The following is a 22,819-nucleotide window of genomic DNA, read 5'->3' as shown; positions in this document are numbered from 1 at the left end:
CGGAACGCCGGCCCAGCCGTTCACTCTCAATCCCGGTCGAGGATGATCGTTCCAAGCCGAGGCGAATTTGCCGCGCGGAGCGTAAGCGCCTGATACCGCCTTCGTCGCAAGCCTGTCATCTCTCGACGATAGGGGAGGACACCCAGCAGCGAAGCGCCGGGCAATCAGCAAACAAATCGGGAAACACGAGACCAGCCTGGTGGGAGCGTCCGCTCGCCTCCAACGCATTGGCGACGGCGGATCGAGGCGACTTCGACCGCTCTCCGAACGCCTTCCACTGACGGAGCCACACGAGATTCATGATGCCGTCGAAGCCGATCCTGATCGCACAGATATCCGACCTGCATATCAGGGAGCAGGGCAGTCTCGCCGACCGCAGCGTCGACACCGCGGCGGCGCTGACACGCTGTGTGGCGACGCTCAACGCCTTGGCTCCGCGCCCCGAGCTGGTGGTGATCTCCGGCGATTTGGTCAATACGCCGACGGAGGCGGCGTATGAGCAGCTGCTCCGATTGCTGGCGCCGTTGCAGATCCCATTCGTCACGATCCCGGGCAATCACGATTCCCGCGAGATGATGCGGACCGCCTTGCTGCAGCCGGCGTTCCCGGCCGAGGGGCCGCTCAATCAGCTCCATCCGGTCGGCGGGCTCGATGTTGTGCTGCTGGATTCCAGCGTGCCCGGCCAGCCGCATGGCGTGCTGGACGCCGATACGTTGCAGTGGCTGGAAGCAGTGCTGTCCGGGTCGGACCAGCGGCCGGCGCTGCTGTTTTTGCACCATCCGCCGTTCCGCACCGGGATCGCGGATATGGATCGTCAGAGCCTGCGCAATGCGGCCGAGTTTGCGGTCGTTGTCGAGCGCTATCCGTGGGTCCGCCTCGTCGCCGCGGGCCATGTGCATCGCGCGGTCGCGACGGCGTTCGCCGGTACGGTCGCGACGATCTGTCCTGCGCCGAGCCATACGGTGCCGCTCGATCTCGGCGCTCCGCTCAAGCCCTCATGGTGCGTCGAACAGCCGGCGCTGCATCTCCACGCTTGGTTCGAGGACGCATCGTTCGGGGAACTGGTGACCCACCAGGTTGCCATCGGTCGCTTCGACGCTGCATCCTGTTCGCCGGGGGGAGGCGGTGAGCATTGTGAACTTGCCCCGAACCATTGTGGTTAACGAAGTCCAGCGATCGTCGCCACTTTTGCCCAGGTAGATTGCGGAGGCCGGGAACGATCGACCAGCTAAGCCCTTGATGATCGGGCGACACTGGCGAGAGGGTGATGGAAGTGAGCGGGAGACCGATAGTGCTGGTGGTTGAAGACGAACCGCTCCTGCGTATGAACGCTGTCGACATGATCGAAGCCGCCGGCTACGAGGTGCTGGAGGCCGGCTCTGCTGATGAAGCGATCGAAATCCTAGAAAAGCGAAATGATGTCCGGCTGGTGTTTACCGACATCCAGATTCCGGGTTCAATGGATGGCTTGAAGCTCGCCCGTGCCGTGCGTGGACGGTGGCCGCCGATCAAGATCGTCGCAACCTCGGGCCGGGTGCACGTCGCCCCGTCGGACCTGCCGGACGGCGGAAAATTCGTGCCAAAGCCGTACACTTCGACGCAGATCGTCGGATTGCTGCAGGAGATGCTGGTGTGAAGCGAGGTTGGTTGGCAGGGCGCCCGCTTTCCAAAATTTAATCGGTATCGTTCCAGGAATAGATCTTTTCGAGCTATCCTCTCGCCCCAGCTAGAGATCAAGGGGCCGGGCGGGTCTGGAACAGCGATGAAGCGACCACTGATTATATTCTGCCTGCTGAGTGCGGTGGCGACTGCGGCGTATTTCACGTTCAGCCACTGGGCGATCAAGCACGAGACCCTGACCTTCTTCGACGAGAAGCGCGATCGGCCGGTTGCGGTCTATCTGGCGGTTCGCCGCGATGCCGAGATGAAGGCCGAGGCCGGCATGGTGACGCTGCCGGTGGCGATCGTCAGCCACGGCAACACCGTCAAGAACACCGAGTACTCATTCCTGGCCAACGTGCTGGCGGCTCGCGGCTATTTGGTCGCCAGCATTCAGCATGATCTTCCCGACGACAAACCGCTGATGACCGTCGCCGGCTCGCTCTATGTCGGCCGTCTGGCGGTTTACGAGCGCGGTGAACAGAACATCTTCTTCGCAATCAGGGAGCTGAAGAAGATCGAACCGAACGCCGACTACCAGCATCTGACTCTGGTCGGGCATTCGAACGGCGGCGATATCTCGATGTTCTTCGCACAGCAGCATCCCGATTTGGTGCGGCGGGTGGTGACGCTCGACAATCTACGGGTGCCGTTCGTCACCTCCGGCTTCGCCAAGATCCTATCGTTCCGCTCCAAGGATCCGCACTTTCAGACCGATCCCGGCGTGCTGCCCGATCCGAAGATCGCCAAGGAGGCTGGCATCGAGATTATCGACACTGGCGCCCAGCACACCGAAATGAGCGACCGCGGCCCGGACAGCGTCAAGGCGCGCATTCAGGCGACGCTCGACAAATTCCTGTCGGAGGAGGGCGGCAGCAATCTGCGTCCGCTCGACGTGCAGAAGGATATCCGGCGAATGCACAACGATCCGCGCGCGATGGGACCGTAGCGGCCTCGCTTAGACCGGTCGCAAAGAAGCTAAACGTGATTTTTTGGCCGACAGCCGTAAGGGTACAATTGCCGGCTGGCCTGGAACCTCGCCAGCGGCAAGCCATCCATCGTTGTCTAAAACGCGCCGGACCAGACGAATGCAACATCCGTTGTCGGTCGTGCACGCCGCAGCCGAACCGTCATAAGTGGTCCCCTCGGTTTCGAACAGTAGTGCGTTGCGCTCTGCAGCGAGCCGCCGCCGCGTAGTTCACTCTGCCGAGACGCGCGAAGCTGATTCATGAGTCATCGCCTGCCGAAGCCGCGATCGACCGACCGCTCGTGAAAAAGGCCTCGTTCCGTCAATACGGCCGAGACCCTCTCCAGTTCTGTTTTGCTGTCGCGTCGGACTTAGCGCCAGAACAATGCCAGCAGAATAATGATCGGCAGCGGGATGCCAATCAGCCACATCAATGCACCTTTTCCGAACGTCATGCCTCATCCTCCAGTCATTCAACTGGGGCAATAACCATGGCGTTCGCGAACGGTTCCGCGCCCGGAATTTGAAGCCGGGCCACTCATCCCGATGCCGTCTTGACGGCTGCCCCGTGCCGGGCGAGGGATCTGATCTGGTTCGAAGGCATGGAGTGCAAGATGGCTGCGAAGGTGAGTCCGCTGGCGGGCAAGACCGTCGATCCGAATAGTCTGGTCAACGTCCCGCGGCTGGTCACGGCGTACTTCGCCGGCAAGCCTGACCCGGCGGTGGCGACCGAGCGCGTGGCGTTCGGCACCTCGGGGCATCGCGGCTCGTCGCTGAACAACGCCTTCAACGAAAGTCACATCGTGGCGGTCAGCCAGGCGGTCGCCGATCATCGCCGCGCCGCCGGCATCACCGGCCCGTTGTATATCGGCATCGACACCCATGCGCTCGCCGAGCCGGCTCTGGTCAGCGCGCTCGAAGTGTTCGCCGCCAACGAGATCGACGTGGTGATCGACGAGCGCGGCGGCTACACCCCGACCCCGGTGATCTCTCACGCGATTCTCACCCACAATCGCGGTCGTACCGACGGCCTCGCCGACGGCGTCGTGGTGACGCCGTCGCACAATCCGCCCGAGGACGGCGGCTTCAAATACAATCCGCCCAACGGCGGCCCGGCCGATACCGACATCACCTCGGCGGTCGAGAAGGCCGCCAATGTGATGCTCGAAAACGGGCTGAAGGGCGTCAAGCGGATTTCCTACGATCGCGCCCGCAAGGCGGCTTGCGTGCATCGCCGCGACTACATCACGCCTTATGTCGAAGACCTCGCCAATGTGGTCGACATGGAGGCGATCCGCAGCTCGGGTGTGAAGCTCGGGATCGATCCGCTCGGCGGCGCCGCGGTGCATTACTGGCAGCCGATCATCGAGCGCTACAAGCTCGATGCCAAGCTGGTCAGCGACGCAGTCGATCCGACCTTCCGCTTCATGACAGTGGACTGGGACGGCAAGGTGCGGATGGACTGCTCGTCGCCTTATGCGATGGCGCGGCTGATCGGGATGCGTGACGATTTCGACGTCGCGTTCGCCAACGACACCGACGCCGACCGCCACGGCATCGTCACCCGCTCCTCGGGGCTGATGAATCCGAACCACTATCTGTCGGTCGCGATTGCCTACCTGTTCGCGCACCGGCCACATTGGGGGCGCGACGCCGCGATCGGCAAGACCGCGGTGTCGAGCGCGATGATCGATCGCGTCGCCGCCAAGATCGGCCGCAAGGTGGTGGAAACGCCGGTCGGCTTCAAATGGTTCGTCGACGGGCTGATCGGCGGCAGCTTCGGCTTTGCCGGCGAAGAGAGCGCCGGCGCGTCGTTCCTGCGCCGCGACGGCAGCGTCTGGACCACCGACAAGGACGGCGTCATCCTCGGCCTGCTCGCGGCCGAGATCACCGCAGTGAGCAAAGCCGATCCGGGCGAACTGTATCAGCGGCTCACCGCAGAGCTCGGCGCGCCGTTCTATGCGCGGATCGATGCGGCGGCGTCGCCGGCCCAGAAGGCGCTTTTCAAGACCCTGACCGCCGAGAAGCTCGGCATCAGGCAGCTCGCCGGCGAACCCGTCACCGCGACGCTGACCAAGGCGCCCGGCAACGGCCAATCGATCGGCGGCGTCAAGGTCACCACCGCCAACGGCTGGTTCGCGGCGCGCCCGTCCGGCACCGAGGACGTCTACAAGATCTACGCCGAGAGCTTCGTCAGCGCCGATCACCTCGGCCAGATCCAGCACGAAGCCCAGGCCGCCCTCAGCGCGATGTTCGCCGCAGGTTGACGCGCGACAACGTTGGAACCGGCAAGCCGGGCGATGTCTCGCGCATAACCTGTCTTCGCTTCACTCCGTCATTGCGAGCGAAGCGAAGCAATCCAGATCTCCACGCACGACGCTGGATTGCTTCGTCGCTTCGCTCCTCGCAATGACGGACTGCGCCGCCAACGTTGAGGTCGACCGTGTCCGGCTGGACTGAATTCGTCGCCGCCTTCGCCGTGTTCCTGCTCAGCCACGCCATTCCGGCGCGGCCCGCAGTGCGCGCGAGGCTGGTCGGCGCGCTCGGCGAGCGTGGCTTCCTGATCGCCTACAGCATCGAATCGCTGGTCGTGCTGACGTGGCTGATCGTGGCGACGGGGCGGGCGCCATTCGTCGAGCTGTGGCCGTTCGAGACCTGGCAGATGTGGGCGCCGAACCTAGCGCTGCCGCTGGTCTGCCAGTTTGCGGCGTTCGGCATCGGTGCCGCCAATCCGCTGTCGTTCGGCGGCGATCCGCGCAAATCCTTCGATCCGCAGCACCCGGGCGTGGTCGGCATCGTCCGGCATCCGCTGCTGTGGGCGATCGGCCTGTGGGCCGGCGCGCATGCCGTGCCGAACGGCGATCTCGCCCATGGGCTGCTGTTCGGCTTCTTTGCGCTGATTGCTCTGCTCGGCATGATGATCATCGACCGCCGCAAGCGCCGCCAGCTCGGCGCCGCGCGCTGGGCCGAGCTGGCGGCGCGCACCTCGTTCTGGCCGTTCGCGGCGCTGATCAGCGGCCGCTTCAAGCCGCGGCCCAGCCGGATCAGCGCGCTGCGGCTCGCTCTCGGCGTGGCAGCGTGGCTGTCGCTACTGCTGTTGCACCCGCTGGTGATCGGGGTGTCGCCGCTGCCCTGACGGACGCTGCCAGACGCAAATCGTTCGCGAGTTTGTGCTGGCACAACCAGCCTCAAGGGCCGCGCCCCTACACAGGATGAGCCGGCCCTGGACGCCGGTGCCAGTTCCGGTGGACCGCGATGAGCAGCACGACAATCCAATCTTCCGCAGCCGGCCCTGTCAAACGCAAGCCGGTGCCGCGCTATCCGTTGCAGAGCCGCTGGACCATCCTGTCGGCCGGGTTCCGTCCGTTCTTCCTGCTCGGCGCCATCTTCGCCGCGGTCGCGGTGCTGCTGTGGCTGCCGGTGTATCACGGCGAGCTGACGCTGCAGACCGCGTTCGCGCCGCGCGATTGGCACGTCCACGAGATGCTGTACGGCTATCTGCCGGCGGTGATCACCGGCTTTCTGCTGACCGCGATTCCGAACTGGACTGGCCGCCTGCCGCTGCAAGGGGCGCCGCTGGCGACACTTGCCGTGGTGTGGCTCGCCGGACGGCTGGCGGTGACGTTCTCGGCCGACACCGGCTGGCTCGCGGCGCTATCGATCGACGCCTGCTTCCTGCTGCTTGTGGCGCTTGCCGCGCTACGCGAGATCATCGCCGGGCGTAACTGGCGCAACCTCAACGTCGTCGCGCTGCTGACGCTGCTGCTAGTTGGCAACGTCGCGTTCCATCTCGAAGCGCATTTCGGCGGCGCCGCCGATTACAGCATCCGGATCGGTATTGCAGTGGTGATCCTGCTGATCTCGCTGATCGGCGGACGCATCACTCCGAGCTTCACCCGGAACTGGCTGGTCCGCCAGCAGCCCGGCCGGCTGCCGCAGCCGTTCAACAAGGTTGACATGGCTATCGTGGCGTTCAGCGCGCTGACGCTGGTGCTGTGGATCGTACAGCCGGTCAGCCGGATCAGCGGCGCCGCGCTGCTGCTTCCCGGCGTGCTGCATCTGGTCCGGCTCGCCCGCTGGGCTGGCGACCGAACCGTCAAGGAGAAGCTGCTGCTGGTGCTGCATGTCGGCTACTTCTTCGTTCCGCTCGGCTTCCTGCTGACGTCGGCGGCGGCGTTCGGGCTGATCCCGGTCAGCGCCGGCATCCACGCCTGGATGGTCGGCGGCGCCGGGGTGATGACGCTGGCGGTGATGACTCGCGCCTCGCTCGGCCACACCGGCCAACAACTCACCGCGTCATTGCCGACGCAGGGGATCTATCTGGCGGCGCTGCTCGCCGTCACCGCGCGGATCGCGGCGACGCTGCTGCCGGCCTGGAGCGATCCGCTGCTGCATCTGGCCGCACTCGGCTGGGCCACAGCCTTCCTCGGCTTCGCGCTGAGCTACGGGCCGACGCTGCTCGCCCGCGGCAAGCCGCACTGACGATGTTGGAATCGAACTGCAACTCCAGCCAGGACAGGACTCATGACCGAAGCCGCCATCATCGCTGAACGGGTGCTCGACGTTCGCGAGATTCCGCCGTATCAGCGCCACGAGATCATTCCGCGGCTGTTCGATCAGCTTGCGGTCGGCGCCGCAATGCAGATCGTAGTCGATCACGATCCGCGGCCGCTGCGGCAATTCTTCGCCGCCGTACACGGCGACGATTGCGAGTGGAGTTACCTTGAGCAGGGGCCCGACGTCTGGCGCGTCCGCCTCCGTCGCGCCGCATAGGTATCCGTCGTCGCGGCCGGTGGTCCGATCCGCTGCGTCACGCTAATCTTCTCCGTAAAACGATGGGAGGTGCGGCATGGCTGACGGGCAGCAGGCGGGCGGATTCGACAAGGCGGCACATCGCGTCGTCGCGCCGCGGCCGTTCTCCGAACTCGTGCTCGGCGAGCGTTTCGTGCTGCCGAGCCGTACCATCACCGAGGCGAACTTCGCTGCGTTCCAGGCCGTCTCCGGCGACAACCACCCGATCCATTACGACGTCGAATATTGCCGTGCGCAGGGCCATCCCGGGTTGCTCGCGCACGGGCTGCAGGTGCTGTGCTTCACCGCATCCGGCGCCGGGCTGTTTCCGCACGTGCTCGGCGAGGCGCTACTGGGGTTCATCGAGCAGTCGTCGAAATTCCACAAACCGGTCCATGCCGGCGATACTCTGTATCCGGCGCTCACCATCGCCGAATTGAAGCCGCAGCGCACCACCGGCATCGTCACGGTGACGTCGACGGTGCACAATCAGCGCGGCGAGCTGGTGCTGAGTGGCGAGCAGAAATACCTGATGCGGATGGGGGGGCCCTGAAACCTTCTATCCGGCGCCGAACTGCGCGAGATCGTCGTCGGAATAGCCGGTCTGCTGCAGCACCGCTTTGGTATGCTCGCCGAGCCGCGCCACTTTCGGATTGGGCGACGGATTGGCCGCCGACATGCGGAACGGCAAATTGAGCACTTTGAAGCTGCCGTCGTCGTCGTGCACTTCAGCGAGCGCCTGGCGGTGCGCTGTCTGCGGATCGGCCATCGCCTCGGCCACGGTGCGATAGGCCGAGCAGGGCACGCCGAACTTGTCGAGCGTCGCGAGGCATTGCTTGGACGTCAGCTTGCGCGACCATGTCTCGATCGTATCCATCAGCTCGCCCCAGTTGAGACGCCGGTCGGCATATTTCGCAAATCGCGGGTCGGTGATCAGGTCGGGACGCTCGGCCGCCAACATGAAGCTGCGGAACGACTTCTCGCTGGCGACCGCGATCATCACATAGCCATCGGAGGTTTCCACCGGGCCGAATTGCGGCCGCGCCGGCAGCGTCACCGGAAACTGCGACCACTGCATTTCGTTCAGCGTCAGCGTCAGCATCGATTCCAGCATCGAGACGTCGATGTGCTGGCCCTCGCCGGTGCGCACGCGTTGATACAGTGCCGAAGTAATCGCCCCATAGGCGTAGATGCCGCTGACCACGTCGGCCAGATAGATGCCGCAGTAGTCGGGGCGGTCGCGGCCGGGCTGATAGGCGAGATGCGCCATGTCGAAGCCAGACGCCGCATGGATCGCCGGCGCATAGGCCGGCAATTCCGCCGACGGCCCGGTCTGTCCATAGCCGGAGATCGAGCAGTAGATCAGCTCCGGATTGAAGCCGCGCAGCGACTCGTAGTCCATCTGCAGCCGTTGCATCACGCCGGGGCGGAAATTCTCCACCAGCACGTCCGCGGAGGCGACCAGCCGCTGCACGGCTTCGAGCCCGGCCGCCGATTTCAGATCGAGCACGATGCTCTTCTTGCCGACGTTGAGCTGGCCGAACGCGGTGCTGCAGTTTTTGCGCACCGGCGGACGGTTGCGCATCGTATCGCCTTCGGCGGCTTCGATCTTGATCACCTCGGCGCCCATGTCGGACAGCATCCGGGTGCAATGCGGGCCGGCGATCGTGGTGGAGAAATCGAGCACACGGAGCCCGTCGAGGGCCTTGGCTGTGGAAACCCGAGCGGCGGTGGCCTGCGGCTTCTGTGTCCGCGTGTCGACGGTCATTCGGTCCTCCCCATGCTTCCCGTTTGGATGACGGCGTCTGAAGCGCCGCCCCGCGGGACGTTTTGCTTGCTCAACCAGCGAGCAAGCTAGCGGGTCGTCAGGACCGGATCAACGGTTGCAGGTCTGAAGTGCCTATGGGTCGGACAGCCAGCCCATGCTGAGCGCGAACCGCACCACCTCGACGCGGTTGTGGAACCCGAGCTTCGCCATTCCGCGTGCCTTGTAGGTCTCGACGCTCTTGGCGCCGATCTGCAGCTTGGCGGCGATGGTCTTGTTGCTGTGGCCGATTGCCGCCAGCCGCAGCACCTCGATTTCGCGGGTCGACAGCTCCGACACCGCGTTGTGCTCTTCGCCATGGTGCGGGTGCGTCGTGGCGCGGCCGATCGCCCGGCCGGCGATCGCCGGGTCGAGATAGATGCCGCCGGTGCCGACCGCATGGATGCCGCGGATCAGCTCCTCGGTGGCGGAGCGCTTCAGCACGTAGCCGGCGACGCCGAGGTCGAGCAGTTGCCGCAAGTAAGCGCCGTCTTCGTGCACGGTCAGCACCAGCACCCGGCAATCAGGGCACGCGGCGAGAAATTTCCGAGCCACCTCGATGCCGTTGAGACCGGGCATCGACAGATCGAGCACGGCAACGTCGGGTCTGAGTTCGGTGGCGCGTCGCAGCGCGTTGGGACCGTCGTTGGCTTCACCGACCACCTCGAGGCCGGGGTCGTCAGCCACCAGAGCTTTCATGCCGCTGAGCACGACCGGGTGATCGTCGGCGAGAAAGACGCGCAGTCGGGAAGATGCTTGCTGGTCCATCGCGGTCACTTCCATAGGTCACAACGGAATTCGGGCGTAGAGCGCGGTGCCCTTGCCCGGCGCGGTTTCGAGTTCGAGCGTGCCGCCGACCAGCGACAGCCGCTCACGAATGCCGAGCAGGCCGAGCCGGTTTGCCGGTTTTCCCGGGCCTGCGGTGGAGAAGCCACGGCCGTCGTCTTCGACGATCATCGTGACCTGATCGTCGTGCAGCCGCAGCACCACTCCGACATGGCGGGCCGCGGCATGGCGGACGACATTCGTCAGTGCTTCCTGCAAGACGCGATACAGCGTGGTTTCGATCGCGGACGGCAGCCGGCGCGCGCCGAGCGTAATGTGCAGATCGAATTCGATGCCCGATTTCTCGCTCCAGGAATCCAGCAGATTCTGGATCGCGGTCTCGATGCCGAGATCGTCGAGCGCGGTCGGGCGGATTTCCCAGGCGAGCCGATTGGCCTGGCTGCCGATGTCTGCGGTCAGGCTCTTCATTTCGGCGATCCGCTGCTTCAATTCCGGGACGTCGCCGGCGGCCTGGCCGAGTTTGTCGAAGCCGAGCTGCAGCAAGGTCAGCGACTGGCCGAGCGTATCGTGCAGCTCGCGCGCGATCCGCAGCCGCTCCGCCTCCTGGTCCTCGACTGTCCGGCGCAGCACCTGGGACAGGTCGGCCTCGACCAGCACACGGCGCCGCTTTTCCTCCTGCAGCGTCTGCGCGACGTCCTTCGATCGGCTCAGGCCGATCTCGACCTGTCGCATCAATTGCTCTTGCAGCAACAGCGCCGATCTGCGCTCGCGGGCGATGCCGTTGATCCGGCGTAGCACGACCTCGAGCAGCGACTCGCGCAGCCGGTGCGCGGCGTCGATCTCGGCGTCATGCCAAGGCTCGCCGTGCAGCCGCACCGTTTCTTCCCAGCTCGCGGGGCAGCCCTTGGTCGAGCGAACGTCGCTGCTGTCGATGCCCACCGGCTTGTTCGGCGCGCCGGCCCAGGTGACCCGGCGGACGATTTCGGGGCGAAACCACAGCACGTAGTCGCGCGGCGTATTCGACAGCGACATTGCGATCAGGCCGCAGGCCTGTGCGGCGAACGTTTTGGCCGGCGGATAGGCTAGCGGCAAGCAGTCGGTATGGTACACGCCGCCATGCGCCACGCCATGCAGCCAGCCGATCAGCGCGGCGATCTCCGTGGCGGTCGGCGTGATGCCGGTTCCGGTGAACTGGCCGTCGATCCACAAACCGACCCCGGCCGCCGAAATGAAATGGAGCAGATCGGGATAGAACCGAATGAGCCCCTCGGCGAGGTCGGACTCCTGACTCATCCGCGTCACCAATTCCTCACGGATGCGGGCGCTGCGCAGGCTGGTGGCGAGCTGTTCGGCGGCGAGCCGTGCTTCGAGCTGCGACGACGCCATCTCGGCGAACAGCGCGCAGGCTTCGCGCATCCGGTAGGGCAGAAAGCGTGGGGTGGCGTGATGGCAGACCATCAGTCCCCAGGGGACTCCATCGACGATCAACGACAGTGACAACGAAGCCGCGACGCCGAGTTGAGCCAGATACAGCCGGTGTTCAGGCGAGGCGCTGCGGATCGAGCTGTGGGAGAGGTCCAGCGCAGCACCGCTGCGCGGATCGATTCCCGGCAGCACCGGTGCTGCGATCGCTCGGGCGTCGGGCTGCAATTGGATACGGCTGCCGGGCTCCGGCTGCTTCGGAATATCCGGTTGCGGATCGCGCAGCCCGAGAAACGATCCGACCTCCGGCGCGCGCGCCTCGGCGATCACGTCACCGCTGCCGTCCGCTGCGAAGCGATACACCATCACCCGATCGAAGCCGGTGACGCTGCGCAACTCGGTCGCCATGGACTCGCAGAAACCCTGCACCGTGGAAGCGGTCTGCACGCGCCGGATCATCGACTGTACCAGCGCCAGCGAGTTGTCGGGCGGCGGTTCGCGTCGCGGATCGAGCTCCACTACCAGCAGCCCGGAGGCATGATGGGCGATCACGTCGGTCGGCATGGCGTTGGGCGCGTCGAAAGTGAACGCGTATAAGGGCTGCTCGATCGGCAAGTCCGCAATCGCCAGCGAGCGCAGCCGGTCGATCTGGTCGGAGGAAAACACCGTGGTGGCCGCGGCCCCCGGCAGCAGCTCTGCGGGCGCGCCGAACAACGCCTCGGTCGCCCCTCCGGCGTGAACGATCTCCAAATCGTCCGGCGCCAGCGCCAGCAAAGCTGCGTGAGGCTGGATCGAACCGGGAAGAAGCGCCCCCACGCGCCGGCCGCCGGGACGACCAGATGCGGGGCAATCCGCGACATCAAACTCGGTCAAATTGTCAAGACCAGAGTGCATCACAATTTACTCAATTTTCCGTGTCCGGGACTTGTCGGACCGGTTTGAGGCTGTCCGGTATGACACGGACAGTTCACGGTGTCATGTTAAATTGACAAAGATGTGTGTCAGGATACTCTTACAATCACTCGGATGTGATCAGGGCGTGAGTCCTCGTCATCCGAGGGCTGGAAGCATCCGCATCGGCCCACCCCAACGCGAGACGAGTCTCGTCGTTGTCGGCCGGGTGTCGGGGCTGAAAGGAAATGCTGAGACCAAGCGAACGAATGTTCGGCGTAGCAGCGACAATCAACCTACGTGCAGGTTCAGCACGACACTGTAAGTCTCTCTGGAGGATTTACTATGGCAGACGATCCCAACAAGGTCTGGCCGACCGGTCTGACGATCGCGGAATCGGAAGAGCTCCACAAGCATGTGATCGACGGCACGCGCATCTTCGGCGCGATCGCCATCGTCGCTCACTTCCTGGCGTATGTTTACTCGCCCTGGCTGCACTAAGGAGTACGTAAGATGAATCAAGGTCGTATTTGGACTGTTGTGAAGCCGACCGTTGGTCTTCCGCTCCTGCTCGGCAGCGTGACCGTGATCGCGATCCTGGTGCACTTTGCTGTTCTCAGCAACACCACCTGGTTCTCGAAGTACTGGAACGGCAAGGCTGCGGCGATCGAGAGCTCGGTCTCCATCGGCTAATTCAGCTTCTTTCTGAAGCTGTTGTGGCTGGACCGGGATCCAAGGGTCCCGGTCGCTTGCTTTGTAGCCGGATCGAGGTGCGGACTTTTGATCTGCCGCAGTTCATCTTTGGCCTCAAAGTGGTGCTGTTCGATCGGACACCGGCGGACGTGACCGCCGGGCTCACGCAAGCTGGAATCGCTGCACGATGAACACAGTCAGCCAAAAGATGATGAAAGTCTGGGCCTCGCTTGGGCCCCGCTTTCTGCCTTTCGCGGATGCGGCCACGCCGGATCTGCCGTTATCCCGGTTGCTGCGCCTGTCGCTGTTTCAGGTGGCAGTCGGCATGTCGCTGGTGCTGCTGGTCGGCACGCTGAATCGGGTGATGATCGTCGAGCTCAACGTGCCGGCATCGATCGTCGGCATCATGGTCTCGCTGCCCCTGATTTTCGCGCCATTCCGAGCGCTGATCGGCTTCAAATCCGACGTCCATAAATCCGCGCTGGGCTGGCGCCGCGTCCCGTTCCTGTACAAAGGCACGATGGTGCAGTTCGGCGGTCTGGCAATCCTGCCGTTCGCCCTGCTGGTGCTGTCGGGCGGCGGTGACGCCGGTCAGGCGCCGGTCTGGGTCGGACAGGTCGCGGCCGCTACGGCGTTCCTGCTGATCGGCGCGGGCGTGCATACCACGCAGACCGTCGGCCTCGCGCTCGCAACCGATCTGGCGCCGCCGGATTCGCGGCCGAAGGTCGTCGGCCTGATGTACACCATGCTGATGCTAGGTATGATCGCCAGCGCGATCATCTTCGGCATCCTGCTCGCCGACTTCTCGCCCGGTCGCCTTATCCAGGTGATCCAGGGCTCCGCGGTGGTCACCATCGTTCTCAACGGCATCGCCTCGTGGAAGATGGAGGCGCGCCGCCGCGACAATCCCAATCAGGCGACCGCGCATCCCGATGCGCCGAGTGCCGGCTTCCGCCAGTCCTGGGATGCGTTCATCCAAGGGCCGAACGCGATGCGCCGGCTGGTGGCGGTCGGTTTCGGTACCATGGCGTTCAGCATGGAAGACGTGCTGCTCGAACCTTACGGCGGGCAGATCCTGAATCTGACGGTCGGTGATACCACCAAGCTCACCGCGGCTCTTGCGGTCGGCGGCTTGCTCGGCTTCGGCTATGCCTCGCGCGTGCTCAGCCGCGGTGCCGATCCGTTTCGGATGGCAAGCGCCGGCGCGCTGGTTGGTATTCCCGCGTTCCTGGCCGTGATCTTCTCTGCAAGCCTGTCTTCGATGATGGCTTCGGCGCTGGTGTTCGGCTTCGGCACATTGATGATTGGCTTCGGCGCCGGCCTGTTCGGCCACGGCACGCTGACGGCGACGATGAATGCGGCTCCGAGGGATCAGGTCGGTCTTGCACTGGGCGCATGGGGCGCGGTGCAGGCGTCCGCCGCCGGTATCGCCATCGCGCTCGGTGGTATTTTGCGTGACCTGGTAACCGCTTACGCGCCGCACGGGTGGGATGGCGCCGCGGCGGGTTATCACTTTGTCTATTACCTCGAACTGGTGTTGCTCATTGCCACGCTGGTGACGATGTTCCCTCTGACGCGGCGGCGCGACACGATTCTGATGCAGGGCCAGCTGACCAGGTCCTAAGACTGAGACGGAGTAACCATGACGCAAACGATCGCCCGCTTGTACGACTCCGGCAGCCGCTTGTCGGCGCTCGAGAACGATCTGAAGAGCGGCAATTTCCAATACGCCGTGGTCTCGGCAGGCCGGTCGTCGGCCGACGAGACCGCCGCTGCGCTCGTCAAGGCCGGCGTGTCGCGCTCGGAAGCTGCGACTTACGCCGACTATCTGAAGAAGGGCGGCGTTGTCGTCGCCGCGCAGGCCGAATTCGGCTACGGCGCCAAGCTGACCAAGATTCTCGACGGCTACGGGCCGAACCCGATCAGCCTGAAGTCGTCGTCGTCGCGTGCCGCCGAACTGAGCGATGCCGCGCCGTTCTCCAACATGATCCACGCGCCGGTGCTGCTCGACACGTCCGGCCCGTACAAATCCTATTCCGGTGACTTGCTGCTGGTCGACAGCGACAAGACCTTCTCTGGTACGCCGCTGGTTATCAGCAGCGATGGCCCGTATCAGTCGTTCTCCGGAACACCGTTGTTGCTCGACAGCAGCGGCCCATACAAGTCCTTCTCAGGGACTCCTCTGTTGCTGGACACCAGCGGTCCGTACAAGTCGTACTCGGGCGAACCGCTGTTGATCAACAACTCCACACCCTTCTCCTCCTGGCTGGGCCTGCCAGTGCTCCTCTAAGTAAAAGGAATCGACCATGAGCGAAGAATACAAAGGACATTCCGGACATCCGCTGATCCTCAAGCAGGACGGCGAATACAAGAGCTATTCCGGTGAGCCGCTGATCCTGAAGCAGGAAGGCGAGTACAAGGGTTACTCCGGTACGCCGCTGATCCTCGAGCAGAAGGGCGAGTACCAGAGCTTCTCCGGCACTCCGCTGATCCTGAAGGACGACGGCGAGTATCGGGGCTTCTCCGGCATGCCGCTGATCCTGAAGCAGGAAGGCGCGTACAAGTCGTACTCCGGCTATCCGCTGCTGCTCAACATCTGAGCTTGTCAGCATCACAGGTCCCATGACGCCGCGAGCAGCAATGTCCGCGGCGCCGTGCGTTTGGCCCCTCAGAAAACGCTGGGCAAAGTCGCCCGCAGAGGCCAATCTGTTTCCAACGACACAAAAAAAGTCGAGGAAACATGACCCACTCTGCCTCCCCCGCGGCCAGCGGAGCTGCTGCCTCCGCGCCGTTCAGCGGTCCCGCTCCCCAGACCGATTGCGAACATGTCGACGTGCTGATCGTCGGCGCCGGAATTTCCGGCATCGGTGCCGCCTATCATCTGACGACGCAGTGCCCCGGCACACGTTTTGCGGTGCTCGAAGCCCAGGATGGCTTCGGCGGCACCTGGCGGACCCATCGCTATCCCGGCATCCGCTCCGACAGCGATCTCTATACGTTCGGATATCGCTTCAAGCCGTGGACCGGCAAGCCGATCGCCACTGCTGCCGAAATCCGCGACTATCTAGAGGAGGTGATCGACGATCACGACCTCGCCCGGCACATTCGCTACCGTCACCGCATCGTCTCGGCGAGCTGGTCGAGCGAGGATGCGTGCTGGACCATTGAAGCGTTGCGCGGAGAGGGCGGCGAGACGGTTCGCTTCACCGCGAATTTCCTCTGGATGTGCCAGGGCTATTATCGCCACAGCGAAGGTTACACCCCGGAGTGGCCCGGCATGGCCGAGTTCAAGGGCCGGATCGTGCATCCGCAGACCTGGCCGGACGATCTCGACATTTCCGGCAAGCGGGTGGTCGTGATCGGTTCGGGCGCGACGGCGGCGACCCTGGTGCCGTCGATCGCCCCTGCGGCTGAACACGTCACGGTCTTGCAACGCTCGCCGACCTATTTCATTCCCGGCCGCAACAAGATCGAGATCGCCGACACGCTCCGCGAGCTCGGCGTTTCCGAGGATTGGATCCACGAGATCGTTCGCCGCAAGATCCTGTTCGATCAGGCGACCTTCACCCGGCGGTCGATGAGCGAGCCGGAGGTGGTGAAGCAGGAACTGCTGGCCGGCGTTCGCGCCCATCTCGGCCCCGATGCCGAGCTCGATCCGCATTTCACGCCGAGCTATCGGCCCTGGCGGCAGCGCATCGCCTTCGTTCCGGACGGCGATCTGTTCAAGGCGATCGCGGCGGGCAAGGCCTCGGTGGTCACCGACGAGATCGAGCGTTTCACCGAGACCGGCATCCAGCTGAAATCCGGCGACACGCTCGAGGCCGACATCGTCGTGACGGCGACAGGATTCAATCTCAATGTCCTCGGCGACATCGCGTTTTCGATCGACGGCAAGGCTTTGGATTTCGCCGACACCGTCACCTATCGCGGCATGATGTTCACTGGCGTGCCGAACATGGCTTGGGTGTTCGGCTATTTCCGTGCGAGCTGGACGCTGCGCGCCGATCTGGTGGCCGACTTCGTCTGCCGCCTCCTGGAGCATATGAAAGCCAGCGGTTATCGCAGCGTGGTGCCGGCGCTGCGGCCAGAGGATCGCGACATGCCGCTCTTGCCGTGGATCGATCCGGAGAACTTCAATCCGGGTTACCTGATGCGCGGCATGCATCTGCTGCCGAAGCGGGGCGACAAGCCGGAGTGGCAGCATAGCCAGGATTATTGGACCGAGAAGGACCAGTTCCCGACGATCGACCTTGCCGACCCAGCCTTCGTCTACGCGACCTGAAGCCGAGCACGATTGTCGCCAAACCGACATCGCCGGTCGTCGCCAAGGCGGCGGCCGACATCCCTTCAAGGGAAGAAGTGATGCCTTCAAGGGATGAAGTTAAGTGTCCGTTAATTGCGCAGGCGACGCATTAACCTGCGGCATTTGTTCGCATTTTTCTAATTTCACGGAGCTGTGAGGCGGCGAAAAACGAGCCGGATCATGCGGTTCCCGGCCGTGTGACATTGCGCCGCCGCCACCCCATGTTGTGCTGCACAATTTCGCTATTAACATCTGTTCATCAGTCGCGTTCACGGTCGAGGACGGTTGTCGGCGGTCTTTCATGTCGCTGATGGCACGGGCCTTGCTCGATCCGGTTGAGACGCACGATATGAGGTTACAGATGTCACGAAGGATGAGCTTTGGTTTGACGGCGCTGGCGCTCGCCTTCTTGGCGCCGGGTCTGGCCGGCTGCAACGAGCCGTCCGTCGCCAATGCGTCGTCGCCGGAGAAGCCGGAAGTCAGCATCGTCACCATCAAGCCGCATCCGCGCTCGATCGTGCGCGAATTGCCGGGACGAATTGCGCCCGTCAGGGTCGCGGATGTGCGCCCGCGGGTGTCCGGGATCATTCTGAAGCGGATGTTCCAGCAGGGCAGCGAGGTCAACGCCGGCGATCCGCTGTATCAGATCGATCCGCGCCCGTTCGAAGTCGAGTTGAAGGCCGCCGAAGCTGCGCTGGCCAAGGCGACCGCCGCACGCGATTATGCGGACATGCATGCCAAGCGCGTGTCGATGCTGGCGCACGAGCAGGCGGCGTCGCGCGCATCCAACGAGGTCGCGACCAGCAATCTGCGCCAAGCCGTCGCCGAAGTCTCGGTGCGCGAGGCCGAGGTGTCCCGCGCCAAGCTCAATCTCGAATATGCGACAATCCGTGCGCCGATCAGCGGCCGGATCGGCGCGGCGCTGGTGAGTGAGGGCGCGCTGGTGGTGCAGAACGACTCCACCAGTCTGGCGACGATCCAGCAGCTCGATCACGTCTATGCCGACTTCACCCAGCCCGTGTCGGAGATGGCGCGGCTTCGCCGGGCTTTCGATTCCGGCGAGCTCGACCAGATCGCGCCGGACGCCGTCCGCGCCCATCTGGTGCTCGACGACGGCACCCAGTATCCGGTTCATGGCAAGCTGCTGTTCTCGGATGCCAAGGTCGACGCCTACACCGGTCAGGTGACGCTGCGTGCCGAATTCGACAACCCGAAGCGCGAGTTGCTGCCGGGCATGTACGTCCGGGTTCGGATCGAGCAGGGCATCGATGCGGACGCGCTTGCGGTGCCGGAGCAGGCCGTGCAGCGCAACAGCGGCGGCGGCAGCGAAGTGTTCGTCGTCAAGCCCGACAACCGTGTCGCCGTGCAGGCCGTGCGGCTCGGCCCGCAGCAGGACGGCCAGTGGCTGGTGCTCGATGGTCTGAAGGCGGGCGAACGTGTCGTGGTCGAAGGCTTTCAGAAATTCGCTGCCGGTGACACGGTGATCCCGGTGAGTGTCGCCGAACGTCGGTCGGCGGCCGTCACGGCCGAGACCACGGGTTCCACCAGCGCGGTGCGGTAGGCGCCGCGTATGCCCTCATTCTTTATCGACAGGCCTATCTTCGCCTGGGTCATCGCGCTGTTCATCTGCTTGATCGGCGCGATCTCGATTCCGTTTCTGCCGGTCGCGCAGTATCCGATCATCGCGCCGCCGTCGATCGCGATCGCCACCGCCTATCCGGGCGCTTCGCCGGAAAACCTCTACAACAGCGTCACCCGGCTGATCGAAGAAGAGCTGAACGGCGCCAACGGCATCCTCAACTTCGAATCGACCTCCGACTCGCTCGGTCAGGTCGAGATCACCGCCAACTTCGTTCCCGGCACCGACACCCAGCTCGCCTCGGTGGACGTGCAGAATCGCATCAAGCGGATCGAGTCCCGCCTGCCGAAGGCGGTGCTGCAGCAAGGCATCCTGGTCGAGGAAGCCTCCAGCGCGGTGTTGCAGATCATCACCTTGAGTTCGACCGACGGTTCGCTCGACGAAGTCGGCCTCGGCGACTTCATGATCCGCAACGTTCTCGGTGAAATCCGCCGCATTCCCGGCGTCGGCCGTGCGACGCTGTATTCGACCGAACGGGCGCTGCGGATCTGGATCGATCCGGACAAGCTGGTCGGCTACAATCTCACCGCCGACGACGTCACCAAGGCGATCGAGGCGCAGAACGCCCAGGTCGCGTCCGGCAGTATTGGTGCCGAGCCGTCGCCGAAGGACAAGAAGACGTCGACGCTGGTGCTGGTCAAAGGCCAGTTGTCCTCGGCGGACGAGTTCGGCGCGATCGTGCTGCGCGCCAACCCGGACGGCTCGACGGAGCGGCTGCGCGACGTCGCCCGCATCGAGATCGGCGGCTTCTCCTATCAGTTCAACACCCGCCTCAACGGCAAGCCGACCGCCGGCCTCTCGGTGCTGATGTCGCCGACCGGCAACGCGCTGGCCACGGCTGGGGCGGTCGAGGCCAAGATGAAGGAGCTGTCGCGCTTCTTCCCGGCCAACATCAAATACGAGATCCCCTACAACATCACCCCGGTGGTCGAAGCCTCGATCACCAAGGTGGTGCACACGCTGCTGGAAGCGGTGGCGCTGGTGTTCGTGGTGATGTTCCTGTTCCTGCAGAACATCCGCTACACCATCATCCCGACCATCGTGGTGCCGGTGGCGCTGCTCGGCACCTGCGCGTCGCTGCTGCTGTTCGGCTATTCGATCAACATGCTGTCGATGTTCGGCATGGTGCTGGCGATCGGCATCCTGGTCGACGACGCCATCGTGGTGGTCGAGAACGTCGAACGCATCATGTCCGAGGAGGGGCTGCCGCCGAAGGAAGCCACCCGCAAGGCGATGTCGCAGATCACTTCGGCGATCATCGGCATCACCCTGGTGCTGATCGCGGTGTTCCTTCCGATGGCGTTCTTCCCGGGTTCGGTCGGCATAATCTATCGGCAGTTCTCGGTGACGATGGTGTCGGCGATCGCGTTCTCGGCACTGATGGCGCTGACGCTGACGCCGGCGCTGTGCGCCACGCTGCTGAAGCCGGTGAACAAGGGTCACGCCCACGCCGAGCGCGGCTTCTTCGGGATGTTCAACCGCGGACTCGATACGGTCCGCGAGCGTTATTCGAGCGTCGTGCGCTGGAATCTCGGCCGCACCGGCCGGCTGATGGTGATCTATGCGGTGCTGGTCGGCGTGCTCGGCTGGGCGATGGTGCGGATGCCGGGCGGGTTCCTGCCGGTCGACGACCAGGGCTTCATCACCGTCGACGTCCAGACGCCGTCGGACTCCTCCTACAACCGCACCTACGACGTGGTGAAGCAGGTCGAGGACTATCTGCTGAAGCGCGACGGAGTGGAGAACGTCACCTTCCTGACCGGCTTCAGCTTTCTCGGTCAGGGCATGAATGCCGCGCAGGCGTTCGTGACGTTGAAGGATTGGGCCGAGCGTGACGACAATTCGTCGGCCGCGGCCATTGTGGACGACGCCAACCGCAAGCTCGGCGGCATCCGCGACGCGCGCATCTCGGCATTGCAACCGCCGCCGGTCGACAACCTCGGCAATTCCTCGGGCTTCAGCTTCCGCCTGCAGGATCGCGGCCAGAAGGGATACGCTGCGCTGGTCAAAGCCAGCGACCAGCTCGTCGCCGCCGCCAATGCCAGCCCCGTGCTGCAAAAGGTCTATGTCGAAGGCTTGCCGCCGGCCCCGGTGCTGAATCTGGTGATCGACCGCGAGAAGGCCGGCGCGTTCGGCGTCACCTTCGAGGACATCAACTCTACCGTATCGACCAATCTCGGCTCGGCCTACGTCAACGACTTCCCCAATCGCGGCCGGATGCAGCGCGTGATCGTGCAGGCCGACGCCGCCGGCCGGATGAATGGCGATGATATCCTCGCCTACACGGTGAAGAACAGCCGCGGTCAGCTCGTGCCGTTCTCCTCGTTTGCGACGGTCGAATGGGCCAAGGGACCGACCCAGATTGTCGGCTTTAACTATTATCCGGCGATCCGGATCAGCGGCGAGGCGCGACCCGGCTTCACCTCCGGCGATGCGATCGCCGAGATGGAGCGGCTCGCCGACCAGCTGCCGCGCGGCTTCGGCTACGATTGGACCGGCCAGTCCCTGCAGGAGAAGCTGTCCGGTTCGCAGGCGCCGATCATCCTGGCGCTGTCGGCGCTGGTGGTGTTCCTGGTGCTGGCGGCGCTTTACGAGAGCTGGACGATTCCGCTGTCGGTGCTGCTCACGGTTCCGCTCGGCATCGCCGGTGCGGTGATCGCTGCATCGATGCGGTCGCTACCGAACGACGTGTATTTTACTGTCGGCCTGATCACCATCATCGGTCTGGCCGCCAAGGATGCGATTCTGATCGTCGAATTTGCCAAGGACCTCCGAAAGGAGGGCAAGAGCTTGCGCGACGCGACGATGGAAGCCTGCCATCTCCGGTTCCGGCCAATCCTGATGACCGGGTTGGCGTTCTGTTCCGGCGTGCTGCCGATGGTGATCGCGCACGGCGCCGGCGGCAAGAGCCAGCAAGCGCTCGGCACCGGTGTGATGGGCGGCATGATCGCGGTGGTGATCCTGGCGCTGCTTCTGGTGCCGGTGTTCTTCGTCGTCGTGCAGCGGGCGTTTGCCCGCGACCGGTCCGACGATCCTGTCGTGGAAACCCTGACACATCAGGTTCCCATGCACGCCCAGCTGCCGCACGATGAGGCTTGAACGCGGCTGAGTTCGTAGGGATTCGCCACAACCATCGGGGCGGAACGAATCCAATTATCTCCAGTTAGTTGTCGACAGGTGAACAATTCGACCCGTCGACAACCGGAGGTAATTCATGAACGGAGACCAACCGATTAGCTGGCTGATGTTCTTCACGCTCGCCGCAGGCGTCGTGGTAGTCGGACTCGCTTTCGTCAACTTCATCCGCTCGCGCTCTAACCGCGAGATTGCCGCGAACACGCTCGAAGGCAATGGTTCGGGCCGCGGTGCCGCAGCGGACGGCGCGCTGCCAGAACTAGCCGGCGTCGTGGTGTTCGCATTCATCGCGATGGGCCTGCTCGCGGCGGGCGCGACCTACAAGTCCGATGAGCGCGCCACCGCCCAGGTCAGCGGCCCTGCGTCCGACGCCGGCACCACCGGCACCACCGGGATGGCGCAGCCGAAGGGCGTTCAGAATGACCCCAAGCGTTATCAGCCCAATAATCCGGGCACCGATACGCGCGTCGCTCCGACCGCTTCCGATGCCGGCGTCGGCGCCTCACCGGGCTCGACCGGGACGGTGACGAAGTAACCGCGAACGGCTGGTGCAAGACTGATACGAAGGCCTCGGTCGAACGACCGGGGCCTTCGCTCGTTCGTGGGCGGCTGAGCGTCTACGGGCTGCCTGAAACAGCGAGCGGCGAAATGCACCGAACTGGCATCCTGAGAAATTGGCCGAATGCCGGCGGGCAGTTCACGTCGTTGCAGCGGAGCTGCAAGATCGCG

The 22,819-nt window shown here is 64.3% G+C and carries 20 protein-coding genes; 17 read left to right on the top strand and 3 right to left on the bottom strand.

Annotated elements, in window-relative coordinates; genetic code table 11:
- Nucleotides 1–302 precede the first annotated feature (302 nt).
- The 8 genes from DNX69_RS04055 (at nt 303) to DNX69_RS04020 (ending at nt 7,970) form a co-directional block, all read left to right on the top strand.
- Complete coding sequence (locus tag DNX69_RS04055; protein WP_110784848.1) at nt 303–1,163, top strand: phosphodiesterase; 861 nt, start codon at nt 303–305, stop codon at nt 1,161–1,163.
- A 104-nt stretch (nt 1,164–1,267) separates the two neighbouring features.
- Complete coding sequence (locus DNX69_RS04050; RefSeq protein ID WP_207803106.1) at nt 1,268–1,636, top strand: response regulator; 369 nt, start codon at nt 1,268–1,270, stop codon at nt 1,634–1,636.
- Between the two features lie 126 nt (nt 1,637–1,762).
- Nucleotides 1,763–2,608 carry an alpha/beta fold hydrolase gene (locus DNX69_RS04045; RefSeq protein ID WP_110784704.1) on the top strand — a complete coding sequence of 282 codons (846 nt, stop codon included), beginning with the start codon at nt 1,763–1,765 and terminating at the stop codon, nt 2,606–2,608.
- 632 nt (nt 2,609–3,240) lie between these two features.
- Nucleotides 3,241–4,893 carry a phosphoglucomutase (alpha-D-glucose-1,6-bisphosphate-dependent) gene (pgm, locus tag DNX69_RS04040; RefSeq protein ID WP_110784846.1) on the top strand — a complete coding sequence of 551 codons (1,653 nt, stop codon included), beginning with the start codon at nt 3,241–3,243 and terminating at the stop codon, nt 4,891–4,893.
- A gap of 176 nt (nt 4,894–5,069) precedes the next feature.
- Nucleotides 5,070–5,762 (top strand): NnrU family protein, encoded by a 693-nt coding sequence (locus DNX69_RS04035; protein WP_110784845.1) that lies wholly within the window; start codon nt 5,070–5,072, stop codon nt 5,760–5,762.
- Between the two features lie 119 nt (nt 5,763–5,881).
- On the top strand, nt 5,882–7,108 hold the full coding sequence (locus DNX69_RS04030) for an NnrS family protein (RefSeq protein ID WP_110784703.1): 1,227 nt from the start codon (nt 5,882–5,884) through the stop codon (nt 7,106–7,108).
- Between the two features lie 42 nt (nt 7,109–7,150).
- Complete coding sequence (locus tag DNX69_RS04025) at nt 7,151–7,399, top strand: DUF2249 domain-containing protein (RefSeq protein WP_110784702.1); 249 nt, start codon at nt 7,151–7,153, stop codon at nt 7,397–7,399.
- 76 nt (nt 7,400–7,475) lie between these two features.
- Complete coding sequence (locus DNX69_RS04020; RefSeq protein ID WP_110784701.1) at nt 7,476–7,970, top strand: MaoC family dehydratase; 495 nt, start codon at nt 7,476–7,478, stop codon at nt 7,968–7,970.
- A gap of 6 nt (nt 7,971–7,976) precedes the next feature.
- Here DNX69_RS04020 and DNX69_RS04015 read toward each other — a convergent pair whose 3' ends face one another.
- From DNX69_RS04015 to DNX69_RS04005, 3 genes are all read right to left on the bottom strand, one after another.
- Complete coding sequence (locus tag DNX69_RS04015) at nt 7,977–9,185, bottom strand: CaiB/BaiF CoA transferase family protein (protein ID WP_110784700.1); 1,209 nt, start codon at nt 9,183–9,185, stop codon at nt 7,977–7,979.
- Nucleotides 9,186–9,317: 132 nt separating this feature from the next.
- Nucleotides 9,318–9,989, bottom strand: a complete 672-nt coding sequence (locus DNX69_RS04010) for a response regulator transcription factor (RefSeq protein ID WP_110784844.1) — start codon at nt 9,987–9,989, stop codon at nt 9,318–9,320.
- An 18-nt stretch (nt 9,990–10,007) separates the two neighbouring features.
- Complete coding sequence (locus DNX69_RS04005) at nt 10,008–12,245, bottom strand: GAF domain-containing protein (RefSeq protein ID WP_234826835.1); 2,238 nt, start codon at nt 12,243–12,245, stop codon at nt 10,008–10,010.
- Nucleotides 12,246–12,665: 420 nt separating this feature from the next.
- Here DNX69_RS04005 and pufB point away from each other — a divergent pair, with 420 nt between their 5' ends.
- The 9 genes from pufB to DNX69_RS03960 all read left to right on the top strand — a co-directional run bounded on the left by pufB (nt 12,666) and on the right by DNX69_RS03960 (nt 22,625).
- Complete coding sequence (gene pufB, locus DNX69_RS04000) at nt 12,666–12,821, top strand: light-harvesting antenna LH1, beta subunit (protein WP_011157052.1); 156 nt, start codon at nt 12,666–12,668, stop codon at nt 12,819–12,821.
- Between the two features lie 12 nt (nt 12,822–12,833).
- A complete protein-coding gene (locus DNX69_RS03995; protein ID WP_011157053.1) occupies nt 12,834–13,013 on the top strand; it encodes a light-harvesting protein in 180 nt (59 codons plus the stop codon).
- Nucleotides 13,014–13,200: 187 nt separating this feature from the next.
- The gene (locus DNX69_RS03990) at nt 13,201–14,637 is read left to right on the top strand and encodes a PucC family protein (protein WP_110784698.1); all 1,437 of its coding nucleotides are present in this window, start codon (nt 13,201–13,203) and stop codon (nt 14,635–14,637) included.
- Between the two features lie 18 nt (nt 14,638–14,655).
- Nucleotides 14,656–15,303 carry a hypothetical protein gene (locus tag DNX69_RS03985; RefSeq protein WP_110784697.1) on the top strand — a complete coding sequence of 216 codons (648 nt, stop codon included), beginning with the start codon at nt 14,656–14,658 and terminating at the stop codon, nt 15,301–15,303.
- Nucleotides 15,304–15,319: 16 nt separating this feature from the next.
- Complete coding sequence (locus tag DNX69_RS03980; RefSeq protein ID WP_110784696.1) at nt 15,320–15,613, top strand: hypothetical protein; 294 nt, start codon at nt 15,320–15,322, stop codon at nt 15,611–15,613.
- 140 nt (nt 15,614–15,753) lie between these two features.
- Nucleotides 15,754–17,295, top strand: a complete 1,542-nt coding sequence (locus DNX69_RS03975; RefSeq protein WP_234826834.1) for a flavin-containing monooxygenase — start codon at nt 15,754–15,756, stop codon at nt 17,293–17,295.
- A gap of 394 nt (nt 17,296–17,689) precedes the next feature.
- Nucleotides 17,690–18,877, top strand: a complete 1,188-nt coding sequence (locus DNX69_RS03970) for an efflux RND transporter periplasmic adaptor subunit (protein ID WP_425327287.1) — start codon at nt 17,690–17,692, stop codon at nt 18,875–18,877.
- A gap of 9 nt (nt 18,878–18,886) precedes the next feature.
- On the top strand, nt 18,887–22,054 hold the full coding sequence (locus tag DNX69_RS03965; RefSeq protein ID WP_110784694.1) for a multidrug efflux RND transporter permease subunit: 3,168 nt from the start codon (nt 18,887–18,889) through the stop codon (nt 22,052–22,054).
- Between the two features lie 115 nt (nt 22,055–22,169).
- On the top strand, nt 22,170–22,625 hold the full coding sequence (locus DNX69_RS03960) for a hypothetical protein (protein WP_110784693.1): 456 nt from the start codon (nt 22,170–22,172) through the stop codon (nt 22,623–22,625).
- Nucleotides 22,626–22,819: the final 194 nt, after the last annotated feature.

Source organism: Rhodopseudomonas palustris (assembly GCF_003226555.1).
Taxonomy (GTDB): Bacteria; Pseudomonadota; Alphaproteobacteria; order Rhizobiales; family Xanthobacteraceae; genus Rhodopseudomonas; species Rhodopseudomonas palustris_I.
The sequence above is the reverse complement of the archived record's forward strand: the minus strand, read 5'-3'. Positions and strand labels throughout refer to the sequence as shown.